Source organism: Aerococcus sanguinicola (assembly GCF_001543145.1).
In the GTDB taxonomy this organism is placed as follows: Bacteria; Bacillota; Bacilli; order Lactobacillales; family Aerococcaceae; genus Aerococcus; species Aerococcus sanguinicola.
This window is the reverse complement of record NZ_CP014160.1, coordinates 1589730-1612131: the sequence shown is the minus strand read 5'-3', so window position 1 is coordinate 1612131 and position 22402 is coordinate 1589730. Positions and strand designations below refer to the sequence as shown.

The 22402-nt window shown below is 50.9% G+C and carries 19 protein-coding genes, 1 pseudogene and 1 riboswitch; of the genes and pseudogenes, 2 read left to right on the top strand and 18 right to left on the bottom strand.

The genetic code is table 11. From position 1 onward, the window contains the following. Window positions 1-6 precede the first annotated feature (6 nt). The 6 genes from AWM72_RS07195 to AWM72_RS07170 all read right to left on the bottom strand — a co-directional run bounded on the left by AWM72_RS07195 (window position 7) and on the right by AWM72_RS07170 (window position 5838). On the bottom strand, window positions 7-930 hold the full coding sequence (locus AWM72_RS07195; RefSeq protein ID WP_067976607.1) for a DUF979 domain-containing protein: 924 nt from the start codon (window positions 928-930) through the stop codon (window positions 7-9). Between the two features lie 5 nt (window positions 931-935). Next, window positions 936-1634 (bottom strand): DUF969 domain-containing protein, encoded by a 699-nt coding sequence (locus AWM72_RS07190; RefSeq protein WP_067975481.1) that lies wholly within the window; start codon window positions 1632-1634, stop codon window positions 936-938. 214 nt (window positions 1635-1848) lie between these two features. Further along, window positions 1849-3147, bottom strand: coding sequence for an SLC13 family permease (locus AWM72_RS07185; protein WP_067975478.1), 1299 nt, complete (start codon window positions 3145-3147; stop codon window positions 1849-1851). 380 nt (window positions 3148-3527) lie between these two features. Further along, entirely contained in the window at window positions 3528-4283 is a 756-nt protein-coding gene (locus tag AWM72_RS07180) for an SDR family NAD(P)-dependent oxidoreductase (protein WP_067975474.1), read from the bottom strand. A gap of 12 nt (window positions 4284-4295) precedes the next feature. After that, entirely contained in the window at window positions 4296-4736 is a 441-nt protein-coding gene (locus AWM72_RS07175) for a lipocalin-like domain-containing protein (protein ID WP_067975471.1), read from the bottom strand. 88 nt (window positions 4737-4824) lie between these two features. Then, window positions 4825-5838 (bottom strand): amidohydrolase family protein, encoded by a 1014-nt coding sequence (locus AWM72_RS07170; protein WP_067975469.1) that lies wholly within the window; start codon window positions 5836-5838, stop codon window positions 4825-4827. 99 nt (window positions 5839-5937) lie between these two features. Here AWM72_RS07170 and AWM72_RS07165 point away from each other — a divergent pair, with 99 nt between their 5' ends. Next, on the top strand, window positions 5938-7050 hold the full coding sequence (locus AWM72_RS07165; protein WP_067975465.1) for a mechanosensitive ion channel family protein: 1113 nt from the start codon (window positions 5938-5940) through the stop codon (window positions 7048-7050). Between the two features lie 74 nt (window positions 7051-7124). On the opposite strand, the gene AWM72_RS07160 is transcribed toward AWM72_RS07165, so the two are convergent. From AWM72_RS07160 to ribD, 7 genes are all read right to left on the bottom strand, one after another. After that, entirely contained in the window at window positions 7125-7628 is a 504-nt protein-coding gene (locus AWM72_RS07160) for a VanZ family protein (protein WP_067975461.1), read from the bottom strand. 113 nt (window positions 7629-7741) lie between these two features. Next, window positions 7742-8959 (bottom strand): sodium/glutamate symporter, encoded by a 1218-nt coding sequence (locus AWM72_RS07155; RefSeq protein ID WP_067975458.1) that lies wholly within the window; start codon window positions 8957-8959, stop codon window positions 7742-7744. A gap of 698 nt (window positions 8960-9657) precedes the next feature. Next, window positions 9658-11526: a flavocytochrome c gene (locus AWM72_RS07150; RefSeq protein ID WP_067975455.1), complete on the bottom strand. Its 1869-nt coding sequence runs from the start codon at window positions 11524-11526 to the stop codon at window positions 9658-9660. Window positions 11527-11663: 137 nt separating this feature from the next. Beyond that, entirely contained in the window at window positions 11664-12146 is a 483-nt protein-coding gene (gene ribH, locus AWM72_RS07145) for a 6,7-dimethyl-8-ribityllumazine synthase (RefSeq protein ID WP_067975452.1), read from the bottom strand. Next, the gene (locus AWM72_RS07140; RefSeq protein WP_067975448.1) at window positions 12147-13355 is read right to left on the bottom strand and encodes a bifunctional 3,4-dihydroxy-2-butanone-4-phosphate synthase/GTP cyclohydrolase II; all 1209 of its coding nucleotides are present in this window, start codon (window positions 13353-13355) and stop codon (window positions 12147-12149) included. Between the two features lie 13 nt (window positions 13356-13368). Next, entirely contained in the window at window positions 13369-14004 is a 636-nt protein-coding gene (gene ribE, locus AWM72_RS07135) for a riboflavin synthase (protein WP_067975446.1), read from the bottom strand. Next, on the bottom strand, window positions 13989-15089 hold the full coding sequence (gene ribD, locus AWM72_RS07130) for a bifunctional diaminohydroxyphosphoribosylaminopyrimidine deaminase/5-amino-6-(5-phosphoribosylamino)uracil reductase RibD (protein ID WP_067975442.1): 1101 nt from the start codon (window positions 15087-15089) through the stop codon (window positions 13989-13991). The genes ribE and ribD overlap by 16 nt, the downstream gene beginning before the upstream one ends. Before the next feature lie 138 nt (window positions 15090-15227). Then, a riboswitch (FMN riboswitch) is annotated at window positions 15228-15341 on the bottom strand. Between the two features lie 214 nt (window positions 15342-15555). On the opposite strand from ribD, the gene AWM72_RS07125 reads away from it, so the two are divergent. After that, entirely contained in the window at window positions 15556-15738 is a 183-nt protein-coding gene (locus AWM72_RS07125) for a hypothetical protein (RefSeq protein ID WP_067975439.1), read from the top strand. Window positions 15739-16290: 552 nt separating this feature from the next. Here the strand turns inward: AWM72_RS07125 and AWM72_RS07120 are convergent. The 5 genes and pseudogenes from AWM72_RS07120 to AWM72_RS09595 form a co-directional block, all read right to left on the bottom strand. After that, window positions 16291-17370, bottom strand: coding sequence for an extracellular solute-binding protein (locus AWM72_RS07120; RefSeq protein WP_067975436.1), 1080 nt, complete (start codon window positions 17368-17370; stop codon window positions 16291-16293). Next, window positions 17354-18115 carry a response regulator transcription factor gene (locus tag AWM72_RS07115; RefSeq protein ID WP_067975431.1) on the bottom strand — a complete coding sequence of 254 codons (762 nt, stop codon included), beginning with the start codon at window positions 18113-18115 and terminating at the stop codon, window positions 17354-17356. The genes AWM72_RS07120 and AWM72_RS07115 overlap by 17 nt, the downstream gene beginning before the upstream one ends. Next, the gene (locus AWM72_RS07110) at window positions 18093-19679 is read right to left on the bottom strand and encodes a sensor histidine kinase (RefSeq protein WP_067975428.1); all 1587 of its coding nucleotides are present in this window, start codon (window positions 19677-19679) and stop codon (window positions 18093-18095) included. Before AWM72_RS07110 ends, AWM72_RS07115 begins: the two co-directional genes overlap by 23 nt. A gap of 521 nt (window positions 19680-20200) precedes the next feature. Continuing rightward, a pseudogene (locus AWM72_RS07105) lies at window positions 20201-21307 on the bottom strand (PTS sugar transporter subunit IIC); the annotation flags it as partial. A gap of 674 nt (window positions 21308-21981) precedes the next feature. Beyond that, on the bottom strand, window positions 21982-22389 hold the full coding sequence (locus tag AWM72_RS09595; protein ID WP_083272371.1) for a protein-export chaperone SecB: 408 nt from the start codon (window positions 22387-22389) through the stop codon (window positions 21982-21984). Window positions 22390-22402: the final 13 nt, after the last annotated feature.

Sequence of the window (22402 nt, the reverse complement as noted above, 5' to 3'; positions counted from 1 at the left end):
CTTTTATTAAAAGGCCCAAATATATAAGAGCACAATATGGACCACGATCATAATAAGGGCAAAAGGCAACTGGCGCTTGATGACGCCATTGGGATCAGTCATCTCAAGCAAGGCCACAGGGAGGGCGTTGAAATTCCCTGCCATCGGTGTCAGCAAGGTCCCACAAAAACCGGCTGTCATCCCTAAGGCACCCACAACAACTGGATCCGCTCCCTGCATCAGGACAAAGGGAACCCCGATACCAGCCGTGATGACCGTAAAGGCGGAGAAGGCATTCCCCATCACAGCGGTGAAGAAGACCATGCCCAAGACATAGGCCACCGTCCCCCAGAAGCGAGAACCCGCTGGGACAACACCTGCCAAGAGCTGGGCCACAATCTCCCCTACCCCGGCATTGACAAAAATCACCCCCAGAGCCGCTAAGAGCTGGGGCAGGATGCTTGTCGTACCGACTTGCTGGGTCATCCGGTCCGTCTCATAGAGGGCCTCCTTGGCTGAAGGCTTAAAGAGAGCCAGGGCGACCAGAGTTCCCAAGAGCGAGCCAATCCCAATCGAAGAGGCACTGGACTCTGGAATCAGTCGGGCCACAATGACAGCGGACAGGGCCATCACCAAGACTGGCAAGAAGAGTTTCCAACCAAAGCGCTTAGCAGCGGCTTCCTGCTTGACTTTATCTTCAACAAAGGCCGTTCCTGCCCCAAATTGCTTGAACAAGGTGATAACACCCAAGAGGACCACCAAGATCCCAGAAAGCAGACCAGGTAAGAGGCGGCCGAAGACAAAGAGCAATCCCAGAATGGCCCAAAAAGCTGCAGTTCCCCAACGTTTGGGATTAGTGGTATCCTGGGCCCCTTGATAGGCGGAATAGAAGAAGATTAACCCACTCAAGATAAAGAAAAATTCTAAAACATAGCTAAATAAAGTTTCCATGGTCATTAGTCTTTCCCTCCCCTATCCGACTTGCTATAAGTGTTCAACCGGTCCAGCCGGCGGTCAAAGATATAGTTCGAAAGCAGGCCAAAGACGAAGGCCAGGAAGGCAACAACTAAGGAGGCCAGGGCAATTTGCGCCGCGTCAACGGGATAGCCCAAGGACTCCATGGTGCCCACGATAAGCAGGGTGCCCGCCGCACCAACAAAGCCGTTCTGGGCGAAGAAATTCCCGATATTTTCCATGGCAGCCGACTGAGCCTTGATTAATTCCTGGCTCTTAGCGTCCGTCTTTTGGTAACGGGCCTTAGCAGCGGACTGGGCCATGGGTTCCACCAGGGGCCGGACAAAGGCAGGGTGGCCACCCAAGCGAACTGAGATAATTCCTGCCACTTCCCGGATTAAGAGATAGAGGCTGAGAAATTTTCCCGCCGTCAAGCCCTGGATGCGGTTGACTAAACGGATGGCCTGCTCTTTTAAGCCATAGCGCTCCGATAAGCCCACAATGGGAAGGGTTAGGACAAAGAGCGTGACCAGGCGGTTGGCCACAAAGGCGTCCCCCAGGCTGGTCAAAAATTCGGCAATCGACATGCCTGAAGCGAGGGCGGTAACAGCTGCTGCGATCACCACCACGGCAATAGTATCCAACTTCAAGGCAAAACCGATCACAATGATCAGGATGCCTAGTAAGGGTAGATAGGACATAATATTTTCCTCCTATATAAATTTCATCTATTATTATAGCATTCCATTAGCGGCTGACCTAATATAAAATTTTCCTGATTGCTTCTTAGCTGCCAAAAATACCCTGCTAGCAAGGCTAAACAGGCAAGCAAAAAAGCAGACCAGGTGCAGGAAAGTTCCTGTCACTGGGTCTGCTTTTGCTTTCAAGTCATCCATATTTTTTCACGATCAGTTCTTATAAGATAGCGAATACTGATAAGACCATGGCCGTTGCGACGGCAGCGCCCATGCAGGTTGGGGCCACTTTGAACAAGAGGCGACGGTAGAGGGCACGCTGGCTGTCTTGGCAGTAAGAGCCAGTCGCCAGGTAGAGGCTACCCGTATCGGAGAAAGGCGAAGCCCCTGTTGAGAAACCGCCGACAATGACCAAGCAGGCCAATAGAAGAACTGGCCAACCCGTCGCCCCCGAAATGGCAGCCAAGGCTGGGAAGAAGAGCGGTGCCAGGACGCCGATGGTCGAACTGAAGATTGACATCAGGCCACACAGAATGGTTAGGACAATTGGAATGGTTAGCTTAGGCATGTAAGAGATCAACTTGGCCATCTCTTCCGTGATGCCCAGCTCAATTCCCAGACTAATCAAGAAGGTCATCCCGCAGGCCACCCAAATCGTCTGCCAAGGAATCTGGTCAAAGACCTTGTCCCGGGGCGCCAAGTTCATCATATAGGCAATAATCCCGAAGATAATGGTCAGGAAGCTGAGGTTGATGTGTTCACTAATAAAAATCAAAGTTGGGAAGGCATCAGTAAAGTTGGTAATCATGGCGGGAAGCAAGAGCACCACAGCAAAACAAGCGATCAAGGCCAGGGTTTGTTTTTGCTTGGAAGTAAAGGCTTGAGGCGGATCAATTTCGACACTCTCCTGGCCGTAGCGGTAGTGTTGCCAGAGACTGAGCCCGGCAATAAGCACCAAGGGATAGAGGATCGACACGCCGAAGATCTTCCAAGTCATCTCAGCCGCCTGGTCAGCAAAGCCCGATTCAGAGAGGACCCCGAGGATGATCGCGCCATGGGGGCCAAAAGGAATATTCCCGCCATTCATCCCCCCTAGGATAACGGAGATCGCAGCCACTGTCTCATTCATCTTGGTCTGCCGGCAGAGCTGGAGGGCAATCGCTCCGACAATCGGCACAGAACCCCAAGTCCCTGCCCCCAAACCAGACAAGAGGGCCGCGGTCAGATAGAGACCCAAGGGAATGAGTGAGGTATGGTGGCGGAAGCGGTAGATCATGTGGTGGCCCACCGCCTCCAAGGTGCCGTTCATCTTAGCAAAACTAAAGAAGAAGGAAACCCCAAAGATCACCATGAATAGCTCGATAGGCCATAGAGCGAAGACTTGGTCCGTAGTAAAACCAAAGACAAAGACCGCCAATAAATAAGCAAAAGCGACCGCGACTAGTCCCGCATTTAAACGGAAACGCTCCCCAATCACAATTGCCAAGATAATGGCCCCAAAAATAATAAGACTATTCATTTACATTTCCTCCTCTTTTAGAATATTCAGACGAATTCTCGGATAAAAAAGCACCCTTCAAGAACCTCTGCGGTCCTCAAAGGGTGCGCTAGCACGGTACCACCTTTGTTGCCAGGCAAAAGCTGGCCAACTCTCTTCCCCTAGGGGAATGCCGGTTAATGGGGGCACCAGATGCTGGGATTGAGCACTTCGACTGAGTCATCAGCTCATCCTAAAAGTCGAGTTCACCAGCTTGTCAGGTCCCCTTCCAGCAAACAGGGACTCTCTAGGCTGACGAGGACTGGCTACTACTACTTCGTCATCGTTTCTTTATGAAATTATCCTTATGATAACACAGTCTAAGAGATAGTCAAGCTGATTTTAATCTTTTTTTAATTTTACTAACCTTCGCCACCGGTTACACCGAGCGCTTCCCCGGTAATGGCAGCTGCCGCATCGGAAGCCAGGAAGTAGACGGCTGAAGCAATTTCATCGGCTTCCAAGAGACGTCCTAACCATTGGCCGCCGATAATATGGGTCTTGAGCGCTTCGTCTTCACTCGTGCCATCTTCCTCAGCCAATTTAGCTAATTGGTTGTCGATCAGCTTGGTGTGGGTTGGGCCAGGCAGGACACAGTTGGCCGTAATGCCATCCTGGGCATATTCCTTAGCCACCACATTGCTGAAGCCGATTTGGGCGGATTTAGCCGCACAATAGGCGGACTTGTATTTATCGGGACGACGGCCGTGGCCTGAGGAAATAGTAATAATCCGCCCCTTAGACTGGGCTTTCATAGAAGGCAGGGCATACTTGGTGCAGAGGAAGGTTCCTCCCATAATCACATTAAAGACTTGTTGGAATTTCTCATATGGGAAGTCTTCAACGGAAGAAATATACTGCATGCCGGCATTGTTCACGAGCACATCAATGGCCCCGCGTTGGTCAACAATCTCTTCCATCACTGCCTTCACCCGGTCTTCCTTCGACACATCGACCCCATAGCCTTGCGCCTGACCGAGCGCTTGAGCAGCTTCTTCAGCGGCTTCCTGGTTCAGGTCCAAGATAGCCACCCAGTCTCCAGCCTTGACAAAGTGTTCAGCAATGGCATAGCCAATCCCCTGGGCTGCCCCAGTGACAACAACTGTACGTTCACTCATTTCATTTCCTCCTTAAGCTTGACTGTGATCTTCCGCCCGTTTCCACACTAATTGGTCTTCAGGCTTCAAACCGTTATAGATCTTCAATTTGCCATCTTTAATTTGGGCCACACGAGGTTGGGACTGACCGAGCCAGGTTGGATTCATGGAGACATCCATGTGGTGGGTCAATTCTCCCTTGTCTTCATCGATTTCATAGCGGCCAGAATAAGCCAAGTAACCGGCAGCCGCCTGAGCCATTTCCTCTTGGGTCCCCTTGTGCAGGTCCCCTGACGCATAGGCTGGCCGGCCTTGCGCCATAAGCTGAGCGGACATATAGCCATCGGGAGTATAGAGGATGAAGCCCTTAGCATCCTCACCTAAAGGATAGACCACTTGGCCGGATTCATCAGTCGTTTGATAAGATATCAATTCCCAAGCACCAATCACTTGGTCACGCATCGATTCTGTCATGAAAATTCCTCCTTATTTTTTTCATTGCTATTTTCAGTATAGCACGCTTTCGGAGAAAGGAGCGGGTTTTATAATTTTATAAGCACCATTATCCAATCCCATAAAGTTTTTCCGCATTGGCATAGGCGATGGCTTCGAGGTCTTCTTGGGCTAGGCCAAAATTAGCCAGATAGTCCCAAGCATTGTCCCGGATCACATAGGGGTAGTCCACCGACCAGACAATCCGTTCGGGGCCAAAGTAATCCAGGCAGAGCTTAAAGGGGCCGTCATAGAACATCCCACTCGGCGTATAGTAGAAATTGTGCTTGAGGTAATAGGCAATATTGTGGTCCAAGTGGGTCAGGTCCACGGGCAAGTTCTCATCCAAACGTTCGAGGAAGTAAGGCAGGCCTTCCCCCCAGTGGCCGGCTACCAATTGGAGCTTTGGATAGCGGTCGAAAATCCCCGACAAAATCAGACGGAGCATGTGGACGCCAGCTTCATAGTGCCAGCCCATGCCGTGGCCAGACAGGACCGTCATCACTTGGTCCGACCAATCGCCCTTATAGTAAGCGGTCAGCACATCCTGCTTGATTTCGCCTGGATGGATTTGCAGGGGGACACCCAGCGCTTCCGCCTTGGCAAAGATAGGATCATAGCGCTTGGCATCGAGAAATTCTTCCTGGAAAGTCCCCTGGAGCAAGGCGCCCTTGAAGCCTAGTTCGTTGACTGTACGTTCTAATTCTGCTGCTGCCGCTTGAGGCCGGTCCACCGGTAAGCAAGCCAGTCCATAGAAGCGGTCAGGATGCTTCTGGCAAGCCTCAAACAAGTTATCATTGGCTTGCTGGGCCAGGTCGACAGCTGCCTCTCCTTTGAGATCCATGGGGCTGTTATTGCCGTAGCTCAGAATTTGAACCGAAACCCCGGACTGGTCCATATATGCCAGGCGTTTTTGGTCCAAATCGACAATCGGTCCCCCGGTCTCCACCATCCGATCCAAGTAGTTGGAAACAAAGGAAGCCTTGGCTGCCTGCTCAGGCGATAGGTCAGCCTGATTGAGGGCCTGGTACTGGTCATTAATAGTCTTTGACATATAGTGTTCTTCTACCGTAATTAATTTCATTTCTCCCACCCTTTCTCCCTTCATTATAAGCCGAATAGCCTTCAAGCACGAAAGAAAAGCTTGAATCTGCTATAATAGGACCAAAAAAGAAGGTGCCTTATGACTCAAATTCTTAAAGATTGGCTCGACTATCTCAGTGCCCACGGGATCGGCTACTGGATTGCCGGCCTGCTCAGCTTTCTCCTCCTCCTTGCCCTCTACTTCCTCTGCCGTAAGCTCCTCCAGCGCTTCAACCGAGACCATTCCCTCTTCCTCCTGCTCCAGTCCATCCTCAACTGGCTGGCCTCCTTTGTTTTTATTATTTTCTTTATTTCCTATTTCTCCCACTCCCGCTGGTTCTTCAACCCCCTCTTCAAGCTAGGGCAAACGGATGTCTCTGCCTTCCTGCTCTTCTCAGTTGGCTTTGCTATTCTTTTAGCCATCCGCTTCGTCAATGGGGTCAAGCGCTTCCTCTTGCCTTCCATCTTCCGTCGCTATGACATCGATCCAGGGGCCCAGGCGACCATCACTACCCTCTTCACCTACATTGTCCTGATTGCGGTAGTCTTCATTACCCTCAAACAGCTCAACTTCGACCTGACTAGCCTGAGCGTCTTCGCTGGCGTGATCGGGGTTGGTGTCGGCTTCGGGATCCGCAATATCATGAACAACTTCATCTCCGGTTTGATCATCCTCTTCAGCCGGCCCATCCGCGTCGGCGACCTCGTTGAAGTTGAAGATACTGTCGCAACGGTTGAAGAAATCCGCATCCGGGAAACCATCGTGCGTACCCGCCGCAATGAGCGGATGCTGATCCCTAACAGCTATTTTTTGGAGAATTCCTTCGTCAACCGATCTTATGGCGATCCAGAAATCCGCGTCACCGTGTCTGTCGGCATCGACTATGATTCAGACCTCCAATTGGCCCGCCAGCTCCTCCTCCAGGCCCTGAAGAACGTCCAAGCCCAGTATCCAGAAATCCTCGATGAACCCAAGGCTAGGGTCTTCCTCACCGAATTCGCGGACTCTTCCATTAACTTTGAACTCTGGTTCTGGCTCAGCCAGCAAAATAACGAACGAGAACAAATCATCACCACCGAAATCCACTATGAAATCTTCAAACTCTTTGAAGAAGGCGGCATCGAATTCCCCTACCCCCGCCAAGACGTCCGCATCCTCAACCATATGGATAACAAAACAGGCAAACAACATACACCTGAAGAAATCCAGTAAAAATGACAAAGAAATAGCCTTGCCCCTCACTTCATAAGAAGAAGGGACAAGGCTATTTTTACAGCAAAAGCAAACTACTCAATAGGCCTCTTGCGGAAAATCTTTTCAATCAGCTGGTAGATTAAGAGCAAACACAAGGCTCCGCAAGTGTCCAGGAAGACATCCTCAACCAGACCTGACCGGTTAACCGTAATCGTTTGGCGGAGCTCATCAAAGGAAGCAAAACCAAAAGTCAGGGCCAGGCTGAGAAAGAAAGTCAGGCCCCGACCCCGGCAATAGGGGCGGAGGGCCAGGTAGAGGAGGACTCCCAAGCTGCCGAAGAGGACAAAATGGACCCCCTTGCGGATAAAAAATTCCACAAATCCGGCATAGGACAAAGCCTCGATGCTAATTTTTTCTCCCGCATAAGTAAAGCGAATTGGCGCTAAGAGCCCAGCAAAAGGTTCGCCCGCTAGCAGGCGGCGCAGAATAGGTTGGAGACTCTGGGCTTCATAAGGCATAGATGAAGACACCCAGGTCCCTATAAAAACTAAAACAATCAAAGCCAAAGCTATCCAAGATAAACGCTTATCTGACATCCAATCCCTCCTCAGCTAAAGTCTCCTAAGTATAGCACAAGGGCCCTAGGTAAAGAAAAAGTTTTTATCAAAAAAAGCCGAACTCGGCTAATCGAGCTCGGCTGCTTTTGCAACTAAAGGAAGTTGATAAAGCCATAAATCATAAAAATATTCACAAAATCAATGAAGAGGGCGCCGACGATGGAAACAGCCAGGAAGGCCAAGGGACTCGGTCCGTATTCCTTGGTAAGCTGCTGCATGCAGGCCATGGCGTTAGAGGAAGACCCCATCCCAAAGCCGATAAAACCGGCTGTCATTACTGCTGCGTCGTAGTTGTTCCCCATCAGTTTATAAACCACATAGCGAGCAAAAGCGATGGTGATAATAGCTTCCAGGGCAATGATAATGAGCATTGGAATAGCCATATCGAGAATGGTCCAGAGCTCTAGGCCCACCATGGTCAGGGACAGGAAGATGTTGAGGGAAATATCAGAGGTAAAGCCCAGGGCCTCGTCATCTAGGATGGGCTTATCCCGGGCATCTGAGATATTCCGCACGGTAGCAGCCACAATCATGGGGCCGATATAGAGGGGGAAGCTGATTCCGCCTACCAAATAACCCACAAAGAAGTTGAGCAGCTTGGTCACAAAAATCCCTAAAAAGATAACAACCAGGGTCCCATAAAGCATGACTGCAATCCGTTCCCCCGTCATCTTCTGCCGCTGGCTGTGCGACTTGTAGCGGTCGCCCGTATTGGCTGAAGCATCCGGGTCCTTAGCTGAAAGATTGTGCTTCTTGATAGCCGTGGAAGCGACCGGCCCACCCGACACCGAACCGAGGACAATGCCCAGGGTGGCAGCAATCACACCGACCGAAGTTGCCGTATCAAAGCCCAGGGCCTCAATAGAAGGCGAAACCGCTGCAGCTGTCCCCGGACCACCAACTAAGGCTGGCGATCCCAGTAGGAGGGCTAGAGGCCCTGGAATGCCGAAAGCCTTACCCAGACCTAAAGCCAGAAAATTCTGGACAAAGATCGCTAAAATCGAAACAAAGAGGAATTTACTAACAATCCCCTTAGCGCGAACCAGGGCCTGCAAGCTCGCCTCAAAGCCGATGGTGGTAAAGTAGATCACCATAAAGAGCATGGCATATTCCGTATCAATTTTAATCACCATCAAGTTAGCCAGCCTTAAAATCGTATTTACAACGGCGAAGATCAAGCCCCCTACAATGGCTGGAGGCAAAGAGTATTCTTCTAGCTTGGGGAATTTATTGATGATCCATTTCCCAAATAAGAGGGTTAAAACAGCAAAACCCATGGACTGGATACTATCAAATTCAATGGTCAACATAAGCGCACCTCGCATTAATCAGTTTTATTTACTTACTATTTTATCATAATCTAAAAATTTTATGTTATAAAACATATCGTAAATAAAATAATCTTTTACTGATAAGGCGAATTGACGCGTGATATTGAAACAAATTGCTTATTTTTGCTATAAGAATGGATGAAGCATAACATAATACGTTAGATTACTTTACGTTGTGCCATAAAAAGACAAGAGACTAGCCCTTCTAAGCAGTCTCTTGTCTTAAGTTTGAACAATCCAAAACTAAATAGGCTTGCCCTTTTTCGCTCGTGCTCCAGTGCAAAGCTTCTGAACGCCTTTGCTCTCACCCTTTCTAGTCGGATTCGCAGAGGCAGAAGCTTCTCCACTTCACACGATCAAAACGTGCAAGCATGGCTTGCCCTTTTTCGTTCGTGCTCCAGTGCTAAGCTTCTAACCGCCTCTGCTCTCACCCTTTCTAGTTGGGTTCGAGGATGCAGAAAGGGCTCCTCTTCACAAAAGGCCGTCGATAGCTTATAGCTTTCTCTGTCCTTTTGCTCCAGAGGTCCCTTTCTAAACGCATCCTCTCTCACCCTTCTAGTCGGGTTCGCAAGAGCAGCTTTGGAGTGCTTTCGCAAGTTGGGAACGTGCAAGCGATGCTTGCCCTTATCCTAACTTACTCCAAGCATCCAAAGCTAAACGCTCTTGCTCTCACCCTGTTAGGACTGACTGGCTTCTTGACCAGCGATTCGTCCGAAGGTGAAGATGTCGGCTAGGGAGTTGCCGCCTAAGCGGTTGCCTGCATGGATACCGCCTGCTACTTCACCTGCCGCATAGAGACCTGGTATCGCTTGGCCATCTGCATCGAGGACTTGGGCCTGGCTATTGATCCGCAAGCCGCCCATGGTATGGTGGATGGCCGGCTTGCGCGGCGTTGCATAGAAGGGGGCTTCCTCTACTTTGAGATCAAAAGCTCCTTTGTTGAAGTCAGGGTCTTCTCCAGCTTCCACATAAGAGTTATATTTTTTCACAGTCTCTTCCAATTGCTCAGGATCCATATCAATCTGCCGAGCCAAATCTGCGACCGTATCGGCCTTGTAGAGGGTCCCGTCAGCAACTTGTTGGTCAATCTTTTCCTGGCTGGTGTTATAGGCCGTAGCCTTGATGCGTTCATCCGCAATCAGGTAGAAGAGGCCACCATTAGCGATCGCCGCAGCTGAAATCTCATCACGCGTGCCAAATTCATTAACGAAACGTTGGCCTTCCTGGTTAACCATAAGGAAGTTAGCGGGTGGGACTTGGAGACCTGTGAAGAGGGCACCTGTTTCTGGGTCACAGGTTGGCAGCATCTGAATCATGCCCATATCCACTAGGTCAGCGCCGACTGCTTGGCCCAGACGGATGCCGTCACCTGTAATCGCTGGCGAATTAGAGGTCTTCACATCATCATCAATCCGTTCCCAGTAAGTATTATACTCTTGGAGCATGGGGGTATTGGCCCCGAAACCACCCGTTGCTAAAACAAGAGCCTGGGCTTCGATCCGCATGGCCGCGCCTTGATAGGTCCCTTTTGCGCCGACGACTTGGCCTTGGTCGTCTTGGATCAGCTCAGTCACATCAGCTTCCGTATAAATGCTGCCCCCCTCTTTTTCGATAAAGCTCTCAAGGGCGTGGACATAGGCATAGCCTTCATCGGAACGTGGCTTGTGACCCCGCCGCCACATAGCCCCCACTGGCATATCAACATGGTCGCGGTCGAAGTCCACACCAAGCTCAGTTAACCAGTTCACACTGTCTAAAACATTGTCTGTCAAGGTCTTAACCAAGTCATAGTTACCATAAACCCGGTTACCAGACAAGTCTTCACGTTTGCCACCCAGATAGGTTTGAATGCGGTGAAGGAGAACCGAGTCAAAGAGATAGGCCTCCCCTTCTTCATTAGCTTCTAAATAGTCTTGGATTTGTTGGCGAAGTTCGCGGAAGTCTTCTAAGTATTCGTCATCAATCTCCGCTTCAGGCGTCGCTGCAATCTCTTCTAGCGTATGCCCTTCGCCTGGCAAAGCAGCAAATTGATTTTGCCAGTCTGGGTCAGCCGCATTCATCGGTCCCCCTGTTCGCACGGTATTGCCCCCAATAGCTGGGAACTTGTCCAGGACGATAACTTGCTTGCCTGCTTGAATAGCTGAGGCAGCAGCGGCTAAACCAGCACCCCCGCCCCCAATCACGAGGACATCTGTCGTTTCTTCCAGGGCTTCGGCTGCCTGGTGTTGGACCTTAGGACGAGCTTTTAAGACTTCGGGATCAGCTCCGGCCTGGCGCACAGCTTCGGCTACCCCATCAATAATCCCTTGGCTGGAGACCGTTGCTCCTGAGACGGCATCCACATTCAAGGTCTGCCCTTCGATGATATCAGCCGGAACCTTGACGAATACCGGGTTGGCAATCCCCTTACTCTCCGAACTGGCATCAACTTCGATCCGTTCAATCCGGTCTTCCGAGAGCTCAACCTCCATAGGCAAAGCGCTGTTATGGCCAGCTGCCTCCACCTGGTAGGTCCCCGGCTGGTAACGCAATTCTTGATCAGTCATTTTGCTTCCCCTCTTTCGTGATTATTCTCACAATAAGGGTAACACATTCCAGACAATTATTCAGTGCCCAAGCCTCAAATAACAAAAAGTAGCCGCGCTGGTTCCCGGCTACTTTTTCTGGGTTAAAAAATTGACGATTAGTCTTTATCAGATGGTCCTTCCACGGCGCGTATAACATTGACCATTTCGATAGCTGCTTGGGCACACTCAGAACCCTTGTTACCTGCCTTGGAACCGGCCCGCTCGATGGCTTGTTCGATGGTATCGGTCGTGATAACACCGAAGAGGACAGGGAGCCCTGTCGCCATAGATACTTGTGAAATGCCCTTGGAGACTTCGGCGCAGACATAGTCATAGTGGGAAGTTGCCCCGCGGATCACGGCACCCAGGCAAATAATGGCGTCATAGCGGCCCGTCTCAGCCATTTTCTTAGCGAGCAAGGGGATTTCGAAAGCCCCAGGAACCCAGGCCACATCGATGGCTGCTTCTGCCACGCCTTCGCGCTTGAGGCTGTCGAGGGCGCCGGATAAGAGTTTTGACGTAATAAAATCATTGAAGCGGGAAACAACAATCCCTACTTTCATATCTTCTGTGTATAAGTTGCCTTCAAATCTTGTCATTTAATTGTCCTCCTTTAAGTCTAATAGGTGTCCCATCTTAATTTTCTTGGTCAATAGGTAGTTGGCATCGTGGGCATTGGCTGGAATTTCCAGAGGCAGGCGCTCTGTAACCGCGATACCATTGGCTTCGAGTTCTTGGACCTTGTCAGGGTTGTTGGTCAGCAAGTGAACCGAGCGAAGCCCTAAAGCCCGGAGCATCTGCGCCCCGAGATAGTATTCCCGAGCATCGGCAGGTTGGCCTAGAGCAAGGTTGGCTTCCAGGGTATCCAGTCCTTCCTCCTGCAGGTGATAGGCCTTGAGCTTGTTAACCAGGCCAATCCCCCGACCTTCCTGGCGCATATAGAGGAGGACGCCCTGGCCCGCTTGGCTAATCTGAGCCAAAGCCTGGTCGAGCTGGGCGCCGCAGTCACAGCGCTCTGAGCCAAAGACATCCCCAGTCAGGCATTCCGAGTGCAGGCGGCAGATGACGTCCTCTGCCTGGTCCAAGTCCCCCATGGTCAAGGCCAGGTGCTCTTGACCGGTCAAGCGGTCGACGAAACAAGCCAGGCGGAAGTCCCCATAGCGCGTGGGCAGGGCCACGTCGGCTAGCTTGTCCAGGAGCTGGTCATAACGTTTGCGGTAGGCTTGGAGGTCTTCAATGGTCAAGAAGTCCAAGCCGTGATCCTTGGCAAAAGCCTTGAGCTCGGGCCCTCGCATCATCTGGCCATTGTCCGCCATGATTTCACAGCAGAGCCCACAAGCCTCTAAACCAGCCAAGGCCACCAGGTCAACCGTCGCTTCCGTATGGCCATTGCGTTCCAGGACCCCACCCGACTTGGCCACCAAGGGAAACATGTGACCCGGCCGGCGAAAGTCTTCAGGACAGGCATCTTCAGCTACAACTTTACGGGCCGTCAAGCCCCGCTCTTCGGCTGAAATCCCCGTCGTCGTCGCCACATGGTCGATAGAAACCGTAAAGGCCGTCTGGTGGTTGTCAGTATTGTGGGCCACCATGGGCTGGAAGTCGAGTTTTTGGGCAATGGCTTCGCTCATCGGCATGCAGATCAAGCCCTTTGCCTGGCTAGCCATGAAGTTGACATTGTCTGTGGTCGCAAATTCGGCGGCACAGATCAAATCCCCCTCGTTTTCACGGTCCTCATCGTCCATGACAAGCACCAGCTTGCCTGCTTTAAGGGCAGCTAATGCCTTTTCCACACGTTCTTTAAACATCCTTATCCTCCTCCTAGAATCCTTGCTCGCGCAAGTAGGCCTCAGTCAGGTCAGAAGATTCTGCCTTAGCCATAAAACGTTTCACATATTTACCAATCATATCGGTCTCAATATTGACCCAATCGCCGACCTTCTTCTGTGTCAGGTTGGTCTGGTCCAGGGTATGAGGGATGATAGACACCCGAAAGCCTTGCTGGTCGACTTGGACCAGGGTCAAGCTTATCCCATCGATGGCCACACTGCCCTGGTTGACCATATCGTCCAAGAGATCCTTGCCCGCCCTAAAATCATAGAGTACCGCATTGCCCTGGGGACGGATGGCTTGAAGCTGGGCCTTACCATCAATATGGCCCGAAACAAAGTGACCGCCTAAACGGTCCGAAGCTGCCATGGCCCGTTCCAGGTTGACTGCGGATCCCCGGTCGAGCTGGGCCAGAGCGGTCATCTGCCAGGTCTGGGGCATCACGTCAACTGTGAAAGAAGATTGGTCAAAATCGGTCACGGTCAGGCAGATCCCATTGACCGCCACACTATCCCCTACTTGGATGCCCTCAAGAACCCTGGCAGCCCCAATTTGGACCACACAGGCCTGGGAGGACTTCTTGATGGCCTTGATCTTCCCTACTTCTTCAATTAATCCGGTAAACATCCGGTCACCACCTTACTTTCTATCAAAACATCTTTTCCGACTTGAGACCAGGCAAAGGATTCGAGTTGAATAGCTTGGTCTGGCGTTTCAACGCCTTGGCCAGCGACCGGCGACATGGCCTGGCCACCGAATAGCTTAGGAGCGATGTAAGCGTGGACTTCATCGACAAGGCCCAGCGCCAGAGCTGACCAGGTCAGGGTGCCCCCTGCTTCTAAGAGGACGCTATCCAGATCCATCTCCCCGAGTCGGGTCATCAATTCAACCAGGTCCAAGTGACCTTGGCGGCGGCCCAGCTCGATGATGCCACAGCCCGCGTCTCGGTAAGGCGCTTGGCGGTCCGCCTCCCGGCAGGTCGTCGCCAGATAGCTAGGTACTTGGTCAGCCGTCCGGACGACTTGACTGTCTAAAGGCGTTCTGAGCTCTGAGTCGCAGATAATCCGGACTGGGTCCATGCCCCCATCCAGCCGGCAGGTCAGGAGGGAATCATCAGCCAGGATGGTATTGACCCCCACCATGATCGCTGAGAGCGCATGGCGGGTCTGGTGGACACGCTGGCGGGCTTCCGGCCCCGTCACCCAGCGCGAGGCCCCCGTCCGCGTAGCAATCTTACCGTCTAAAGTCATGGCGTACTTGGCTACCATATAAGGCCTATGACTAACGATAAATTTTTCAAAGACCCGGTTTAAGTGCTGGCATTCTTTTTCTAGGACACCAACTTTAACTTCCAAGCCCGCTTCCTTGAGGGCTTGAACCCCCTTGCCTGCCACCTTGTCATGGGGGTCTAGGCTTCCGACAACCACCCGCTGGATCCCACTTTCAATCACAGCTTCCGTACAAGGCGGGGTCTTTCCATAGTGGCAACAAGGTTCCAAGTTCACATAGAGGGTAGCCCCCTGAGGATCTTCCTGACACGCAGCCAAAGCTTCCCTCTCCGCATGGGGCTTGCCGTAAGCTGTGTGGTAACCCTGGCCTAAGACCCGGCCCTCCTTAACGATCACGGCTCCCACTAAGGGATTCGGATTCACCCAGCCCCGACCTTTTTCAGCCAGGTCCAGGGCTTGCTGCATCCATTCTTCATCTCGCATCGAAACACCTCCAAAAAAATAATGCCTTGAATAGAGCTATCCAAGACATTACAAAGAAAAGATTTAATTTGGCTAATAAAAAAATACTCTGAAACGATCATTGTCATTCCAGAGCATTCAAAAGCGCTAATTTCTTCTTTCGATCTTCTTTCATCCAGACTATACTGTCGGCTTTGGAATCTCACCAAATCAACCTTGCGGCTCGTGGGCTTTACCACCGGTAGGGACTTGCACCCTGCCCTGAAGATAGATATTCAACTGCCTATATTATAGCCAGCCCCCCTAACAAAGTCAAGAGATATCCTGAAAAGGTTTACATCAAGCTTGACAGGCAGGGTCGAACTTTCTAAACTTAAATTAAAAATAGCAAGGAGCCCCCTCATGAAAAAAGTGCCCGATCCCCGCCTACCATGACGAGGCCTTCCCTACCATCCTTGCCCAAGATAAGCAAGGCTTCTACTTCGTGATGGCCATGCCTTACGGGATCGACCCCGACCAATTGAAAGCTGGCGACCCATACGAAGCCTACACCATCATAGGTGGGGAGAGCGTAGACCTTGCCCCCTTGCGATTAAATAGCGACCAAGAGACGACCCAGGTCATCCATGCCAGCCGCATTCTCCGTGATGGCATGGAAATCAGTCAGTAGAAAGAAAGCGGACGAGCTTGGGCTGGTCCGCTTTTTGATGCTGTGCTTTGTTATCTCTGGCTTTTGATTTGCACTCAAATCTGATGAACGCAAACTCATATTCCCAATTTGCTCATAAAGCTGCCGAACGCAAACTCATATTCCCAATTTGCTCATAAAGTTGTCGAGCACAAACTCATGTTTTCAATTTGCACTCAAAGCTCGTGAACGCAAATTCACACTCCCAATTTGCACATAAAGTTGTCGAGCGCAAATTCACTCTCGCTATTTGCATATAGACCTTCCATATGCAAGTAGAAAAGCTTTAAGTACTGCTTACCTGAATCTCATTTGCTCCAGTGAATGCAAGCTACCCCCTCTTCCTCACGCCCTGTATAGTCGGGTTCGCAAGAGCAGACTTGAAGTGACTTCACCCAATCGGAACGATCGGCTAAAGCCGCTCTTTTCCGCTTGGGCTCCAGTCATTCAAGTCTAGCCGCTCTTGCTCACACCCTCTAGTCGGGTTCAGGCTAGCAGAAATAGCTCCTCTTCACCAAAATCCGACGAAGTCTTTCAGTCTTCTCTGGCTTTTGGTTCCAGAGGTCTATTTCTCCCGCTAGCCTTCACACCCTCTTGTTGAAACCGATTTTGGATTTGTTTTTGTTGGTCCAGGATGTCCCAGCTTTCGTCGGATAGGCGGTTGATGCTTTGCCAGTCACGGAGCTTGGAGGTCTGGCCTTGGTTAGCTAGGATGGGACGTTGGTATAAACTATCGGCTAGGGAGCTTTGGACGGGGGCTGATAAGAGGTAGTCGACGAATTCCTGGGCCAGGTCCAAGTGCTTGGTCCCCTTGGCGATGCCGACTGCAGCGGGCAGGTAGAGGGTGCCCTCCTCAGGGTAGATCAAGTCCAATTCTGCCCCATCGGCAATCATTTGTTGGGCCACAGCTTCTGTAGACAAGCCGACTGCCACTTGCCCTTGGACGAGACTCTGGTTGACCTCCGAAGATTCCTTATAGATCTGGGCTTCCTGGGCCAGGTAAAGTTGGCGCACATAGTCCCAAGCCGCGTCCGATTGATAGCCGCCCTTGGCCAAAAGAATAGTCAGTAATTGGGAGAAGCCACTGGAAGAGAGCCGGGGGTCGGCCAGACCAATCTTACCCTTGAGCGCCGGATCGAGCAAATCTCCATAAGAATGAATAGTCAAATCCTGGGTCAGCTGGCGGTTGGCCAAAATCACCGTCCCCTCCATGGCATAGGGCGTATAGGTCTGGTCCTTAGACCGGAAGATAGCTGGCAGCTTATCCGCTCCCTTGGCAGTATAGGGGATAAAATAATCCCGGTTAGCTTCATACCAGAGGCTCGATCCGCCAAAAAGCAGGTCTGGAGCAGGATCGCCCTGGCCCGATTTGAGTCGATCAAAAAGCTTGCCTGTTGCATCCTGGATGACTTGAACCTTGACCCCATAAGCCTGCTCGAAAGCGGGAACGACCGTTGCCAACAAAGCCTCCGAATTGGGCGAATAAATCACCAGGCTTTTTTCTGGACCGGAGTCTTTTTCCTCCACTTGCCTAGTTGATTGAAAATAAACCAGGCCTAGAAGCAAGAGCAGGACTAGGCCAAGTCCCAGCCAAAATTTAGTCTGTTTTCTCATCCTGGCCTCCCTTTCTAAAGGCTGTGGGAGTCATCCCCACATACTTCTTAAAGACCTGGTCGAAGTAGTTATAATCGGAAAAGCCAAGGTCTGTAGCCAAGTCTGAAATCCTCAAGTCTTCCTGGGCTTCTAAGAGTTGGACGGCTTGGGAAATTCGATAGCGCTGGATATAGTCGCTCAGGCTAACGGTCAGACTGGCCTTGATCTTCCGGTAGAGATAGGACTCGCTGTAAACCAGGACCTTTGCCATCCGCGCCATGGTCAGCTTCTCCTTGAAGTGGGTGTGGACATAGGCGAGAACCTCCTGGACGAGGGCATCAGGGTCTGCAACGAGGCCAGACAAGAGCTCATCTGCCAGACCCTGCCTTTCCTCTTCCGGTGCCAGCCGGGACAAGGCTTCGCGGACAGAAGCCAGGAGTTCCTCTTCATCGATCGGTTTGGTCACAAAGTTCACCACCCCGTAGCGGATAGCCGCCTTGGCATTGGCGAAATCATTGTAGCCCGAGATAATAATCTTCTCAAAAGTCAGGTCTGACACGGCGTCAAACATCTCAAAAGCCCCCATGAAGGGCATGGTGATATCCGTCAGCACCAGGTCGGGCTGGCTGTCGCGGATCAAAGCTGCGCCCTCCTGACCATTCGAGGCCTCGCCGACCACCAGGGCTCCCAGCTGGGCATAGTCCACACCGTAGACCAACCACTTACGAATCCATTCTTCATCTTCAACGATCACAATCCGGTACATGAGCCGGCCTCCTTATCCAATAAATTAAACACGCCCCCTCGTCCGAGTCCTTCACTTCCAACTGGGCCTCAGGGTATAGAAAATGCAGGCGCTTGATCGAATTCATCAAGCCGTGCTGGCCGCGGTTGGCAGCCAAGTCTGCGGCTAAATGAGCCCGCGCCTCCTGACTAAAGCCCGGCCCATTATCGGCCAGACAAAAGAAGACCTGGTCCTCCTCGCAATCCACGGTCAAGTCAATCCGCAAGTCCGGCCGCTGGTCCCGCCCATACTTAATGGCATTCTCAATCGCCGAAAGCAAGAAGAGCCGGGGCACCTGGACCTGGCCCAAAGCCTCCGGACAGTGAATGGCATAAGAAAATTGGGGAAAGCGCACCTGGGTGACCTGGAGATAATGGTCAATCACCTTCAGATCTTCAGCCAGGGCAGCATCCGCCATCTGCCCACCCATGGAATAGCGGAGGATGGTCGTCAGCGAGCGGATCAACTGGCTGCAGACTTTGGGGTCAAACTGGCTAGTGATCCGGATCGTCTCCAGCGTATTGTAGAGAAAGTGGGGGTTGAACTGGGCCTCCAACATTTTGCGCTCATAATTGACCCGGTCCCGCTCCAAGTCAATCTGGTCGGCATTGAGCTGGCGGATCCGCGCCAACATCAGGTTCATGGCCTGGGCTAAGTAGGCAAAGTCTGCCTCATAGTCCCCCTCAAGACGCTCCTGGTCCCCCTGGGAAATGCGCCGGGTCTCTCCCACCAAACTATCGATAGCCTGGCTGTTGTGCTTGGCCAGATAAGCCGCGAAATGATTGGTCAATCCCACCATGAAAAGAATCAAAAGTAGGAGTCCAGCCAGAGAAATCGCCAAGAGCGACAGGATAGGCAGGAAGAGAATCTGGGTCTGGAGCTGGAAGCCGGAAGCGAGGGGCGTCTGCTGTCTAAGGTAGACCTGGTTATTGACCCAGGCAAAATGTCCACGCCCCGCCACATGATCAAGATTCGCAGACTTGTCAGAAGCCAGGACGCGGCTATAGGGATTCAAGAGGATATAGGATACCGCATCGATCCGGTCTGCCTGAACCAGGTCCTGGCCCTTGATCAAGTAAACCGCCAGCTTATCCGGCTGGCGACGGTAGACCATCAAGTAAGGCTGGCCCGCCACATCGAAATAAGTCAATCGCCCTGCCTCACCCTCGCCACCGGCCAAGAGCTGGCGGTAGCTTGCCGGCAAGGGCCGGTCGGGTGCATTATTATAGACTTCTTCCCCCTCCCCATCGAGCAGGAAAACTTGTCCCTCCAAGTGGTTGTCAGCCTGGGTCCGGTAGAAGCGGTAGGACAAGTCCCGCCCCGGTCCCTCTGCCGCTAACATGGCCTCGAGGACCCGGTCCGCCCCAGCTAAATCATCCGCAAAAGCCGCCGCAATCCCCTCCGTATCGCGCCGCAACTGGGTCGTCTGCTCAATATAAGCATAGGCCATAAAAACAAGTACAAGAATCGTCGACACCAGGACCACCGAGAGCGTCCCAATCCTTACCATATCCCGCTCCAAAGATTCTCGAAACGTCTGAGCCATAAGCCCACCTCCTTGCTTATCTAGTATAGACCATTTAAAAGAAAAAACACGAATTAAATTTCATGATTATCCCGGTACCGGCATCTTCTTAAGCGTTAATGCCGGTAGCTCTTTTGATTCGGCATTATCTCTAATGACAATGCCGGTGCAGGCAAAAAGTCTTCTTTTATCTCTTTCCTCAGCCACAAAGGCCAAAAATTAAAGAAGAATGAATGCTTACCAAAGATATTTTGAAATAAAAAATTCATTATTTTATTATTGATGACTACTAAATTTAAGAAGCATTTCTATTTTGAGCAGGAGTGGCGCTTTAATTTTGGTCGTTAGCCATTTGAGTCTCGCTAGGCGAGAGACCTTGGCTCGAGCCGGTGCCATGGCTCTATAACGACCAAAAATTAAAGCAGAACGTATGCTCACTAGTACAATTTAAAAAGGAAGCAAGACTTCAAAAAAACAGAAATCCCGTCCCTTAAGACAAAATTTCTGTTCTTTTTGATCTAGTCTTTAACCTTGTAGTCCGATTCATCGAAGCCGAGCAGGAACTGAGCCACGATCGTCACAACGGTCACAATTAAGATCGTGATGATGGCTTCAACGAGATAGGATTGGTCCTTGGACACCCACATAGGCAGGCTCAGAAGGGCCGGCGTCACGTAGATAAAGGCCTTCATCTTCATCAAGCTGGCGAAGATCCCACCAGCACAGGCACCGATCATGGAAGCGTACATCGGTTTTTTCAAAGGCAGGTTAACCCCGTACATGACAGGACCGGTTGTCCCACCCAGTAAGGCAGTCAGTCCGGTTGAAAAGGCCAGGGACTTCAGCTCCTTGTTCTTAGCCCGCAGACCGATGGCGAGACCGGCAGCGGCTTGGGACATGTTGGCGCAGAGGGCAACCACGCGGATAATGGGGTCGTAGCCCTGCTCCGCCACCAGGGTAATGGAGATAGGACTGAGCGACTTGTGGACACCAATGGAAACCAACCATGGATAGGCCGCAGCCAGGAGTGGAATGGCGATAAAGCCAATGTTGTCATAGAGCCAAACTGACCCATCTGCGATCACATGGGAGACCCAGTCGCCGACCGGACCAAAGACAAGGAAGGTCAGCGGTGCAGTTACCAACATGGTCATCAAGGGAACGCCGAAGACCTTGATCATATCTGGGATAAACTTGCGGAAGAAACGTTCAATGTAAGACATCATCCAGACCGTCAGGAGGGCCGAAACCAGGGTCGTGTCATACTCAATCAGGGGAATATGGAAGCCCAAGAAATTAACATCCGTTCCCGCTTCAATCATCTTAACCCAAGTGGGGTGGACAGTCATCAAGCCCATGAAGGCACCTAGGTAGCGGTTGGCCCCGAAGACCTTGGCAGCCGAGAAACCGACATAGCCGGGCAGGAAGTAGTAAGACGTATCAAAGATAAACTTCAGGAAGATGTACAAGCTATCGTCCTCAGCCAAGACGCCGGTCAGGTTAAGGACTAGGACAATGACCTTACCTAGCCCAGCCCCAGCCATGATCGGAACCACTGGAGAAAGGGATGCCGTGATGGCCTTGATTGCCTTGTTGAAGACGGATTCCTTCTTCTCTTCCTTGGCTTCTTCTTTCGGACCTTGGTCCATCAGGTCGAGGACCTTCTCATAGATTTCCTGGCGGCTGTTCTGGATGTGGAGGGTCAGCTGGTAGCCGTCCAGGTCCAGGGACTGGATGCCGTCAAGACTGGCCAATTGGTCCAATTTCACTAAGGAGAGGTCTTTGAGTTCTAGCTCAATTCCCTCATCTACTAATTCGATATATTTAATATTGTCCGAGCCGGCTAAGGCAGCCAAAATGGCCCGGGATTCCTGTTCAAACACAAGAAAAACCTCCTCATAACTTCTATAGTTGAATTATAGAAGAGATGAAAAGGCTTAAATAGGGAAGAAGTGGGCTAGAATGTGGAAAATTCTATACTTTTTGGATGATGCAAAGTGAATTGTGCTCTGAGCATACGTTGCGCTGTTGAATTTGGTCCTTGAAAAGCCATGGCACCGGCTCGAGCCAAGGTCTCTCGCCTAACGAGACTTAAAGGGAGAGTAAGGCTTACGCCAACTCTCCCTAATTCGCTTCGTTTGCTTGGTCATGGCTAACGATCAAACTCGAGCTCCACTCCTGCTCAGAATCATAATGGTGCTTAAACTATAGAAGTGCTATTTTCCACATTGCTAGCTATAGAAATGACAGGAAATCAAATAGACGGTTTACTTTTGAATAGTGTGCCCTGCTACAAAAATCGTTTTGTACCTATAAAATTTCATCATTCACTTTCACTTGTGAAATTATTAGTATTTACTGTTGGTATAACAATTGCATCTTCATTATCTAATGAGCTAACAACTGAAATAAATGTTCTTAAATATGGGAAAAGAATTGCCGTACCATTAACTCTAAGATAATCGATGTGATTAATTTTTTCATTAATTTTAAATTGTCCGACTACCGTCATACTAATCGCCCGCTGAATATCATTATTTTTACTTCTAGCAGCTACAGAAGTCGATAATTCGATTTGGGCAATTTCTTTATCCTCACTTACACCAATATTTGCAGAAATATCCCCTATCTTAGGATCTAAATTATTAACTTCATTTAGTTCATTGAAATGTTGCAATCTAATGTTTGAAATGCGATAACTCAATAGCTCAATTACAGGTTGATTATCCATTGAAGAGCTTCCT

Excerpts from the sequence above, each read along its gene's own strand:
- AWM72_RS07185 (WP_067975478.1), bottom strand. The coding sequence starts at position 3,147 with ATGAATAGTCTTATTATTTTTGGGGCCATTATCTTGGCAATTGTGATT.
- AWM72_RS07195 (WP_067976607.1), bottom strand. The coding sequence starts at position 930 with ATGGAAACTTTATTTAGCTATGTTTTAGAATTTTTCTTTATCTTGAGT.
- ribD (WP_067975442.1), bottom strand. The coding sequence starts at position 15,089 with ATGCGAGATGAAGAATGGATGCAGCAAGCCCTGGACCTGGCTGAAAAA.
- AWM72_RS07110 (WP_067975428.1), bottom strand. The coding sequence starts at position 19,679 with ATGGCTCAGACGTTTCGAGAATCTTTGGAGCGGGATATGGTAAGGATT.
- AWM72_RS07155 (WP_067975458.1), bottom strand. The coding sequence starts at position 8,959 with ATGTTGACCATTGAATTTGATAGTATCCAGTCCATGGGTTTTGCTGTT.
- ribE (WP_067975446.1), bottom strand. The coding sequence starts at position 14,004 with ATGTTTACCGGATTAATTGAAGAAGTAGGGAAGATCAAGGCCATCAAG.
- AWM72_RS07115 (WP_067975431.1), bottom strand. The coding sequence starts at position 18,115 with ATGTACCGGATTGTGATCGTTGAAGATGAAGAATGGATTCGTAAGTGG.
- AWM72_RS07160 (WP_067975461.1), bottom strand. The coding sequence starts at position 7,628 with ATGTCAGATAAGCGTTTATCTTGGATAGCTTTGGCTTTGATTGTTTTA.
- AWM72_RS07125 (WP_067975439.1), top strand. The coding sequence starts at position 15,556 with ATGGCCATGCCTTACGGGATCGACCCCGACCAATTGAAAGCTGGCGAC.
- AWM72_RS07150 (WP_067975455.1), bottom strand. The coding sequence starts at position 11,526 with ATGACTGATCAAGAATTGCGTTACCAGCCGGGGACCTACCAGGTGGAG.
- AWM72_RS07170 (WP_067975469.1), bottom strand. The coding sequence starts at position 5,838 with ATGAAATTAATTACGGTAGAAGAACACTATATGTCAAAGACTATTAAT.
- AWM72_RS07190 (WP_067975481.1), bottom strand. The coding sequence starts at position 1,634 with ATGTCCTATCTACCCTTACTAGGCATCCTGATCATTGTGATCGGTTTT.
- AWM72_RS07165 (WP_067975465.1), top strand. The coding sequence starts at position 5,938 with ATGACTCAAATTCTTAAAGATTGGCTCGACTATCTCAGTGCCCACGGG.
- AWM72_RS07120 (WP_067975436.1), bottom strand. The coding sequence starts at position 17,370 with ATGAGAAAACAGACTAAATTTTGGCTGGGACTTGGCCTAGTCCTGCTC.
- ribH (WP_067975452.1), bottom strand. The coding sequence starts at position 12,146 with ATGACAAGATTTGAAGGCAACTTATACACAGAAGATATGAAAGTAGGG.
- AWM72_RS07175 (WP_067975471.1), bottom strand. The coding sequence starts at position 4,736 with ATGACAGAATCGATGCGTGACCAAGTGATTGGTGCTTGGGAATTGATA.
- AWM72_RS07180 (WP_067975474.1), bottom strand. The coding sequence starts at position 4,283 with ATGAGTGAACGTACAGTTGTTGTCACTGGGGCAGCCCAGGGGATTGGC.
- AWM72_RS09595 (WP_083272371.1), bottom strand. The coding sequence starts at position 22,389 with ATGGATAATCAACCTGTAATTGAGCTATTGAGTTATCGCATTTCAAAC.
- AWM72_RS07140 (WP_067975448.1), bottom strand. The coding sequence starts at position 13,355 with ATGTTTAAAGAACGTGTGGAAAAGGCATTAGCTGCCCTTAAAGCAGGC.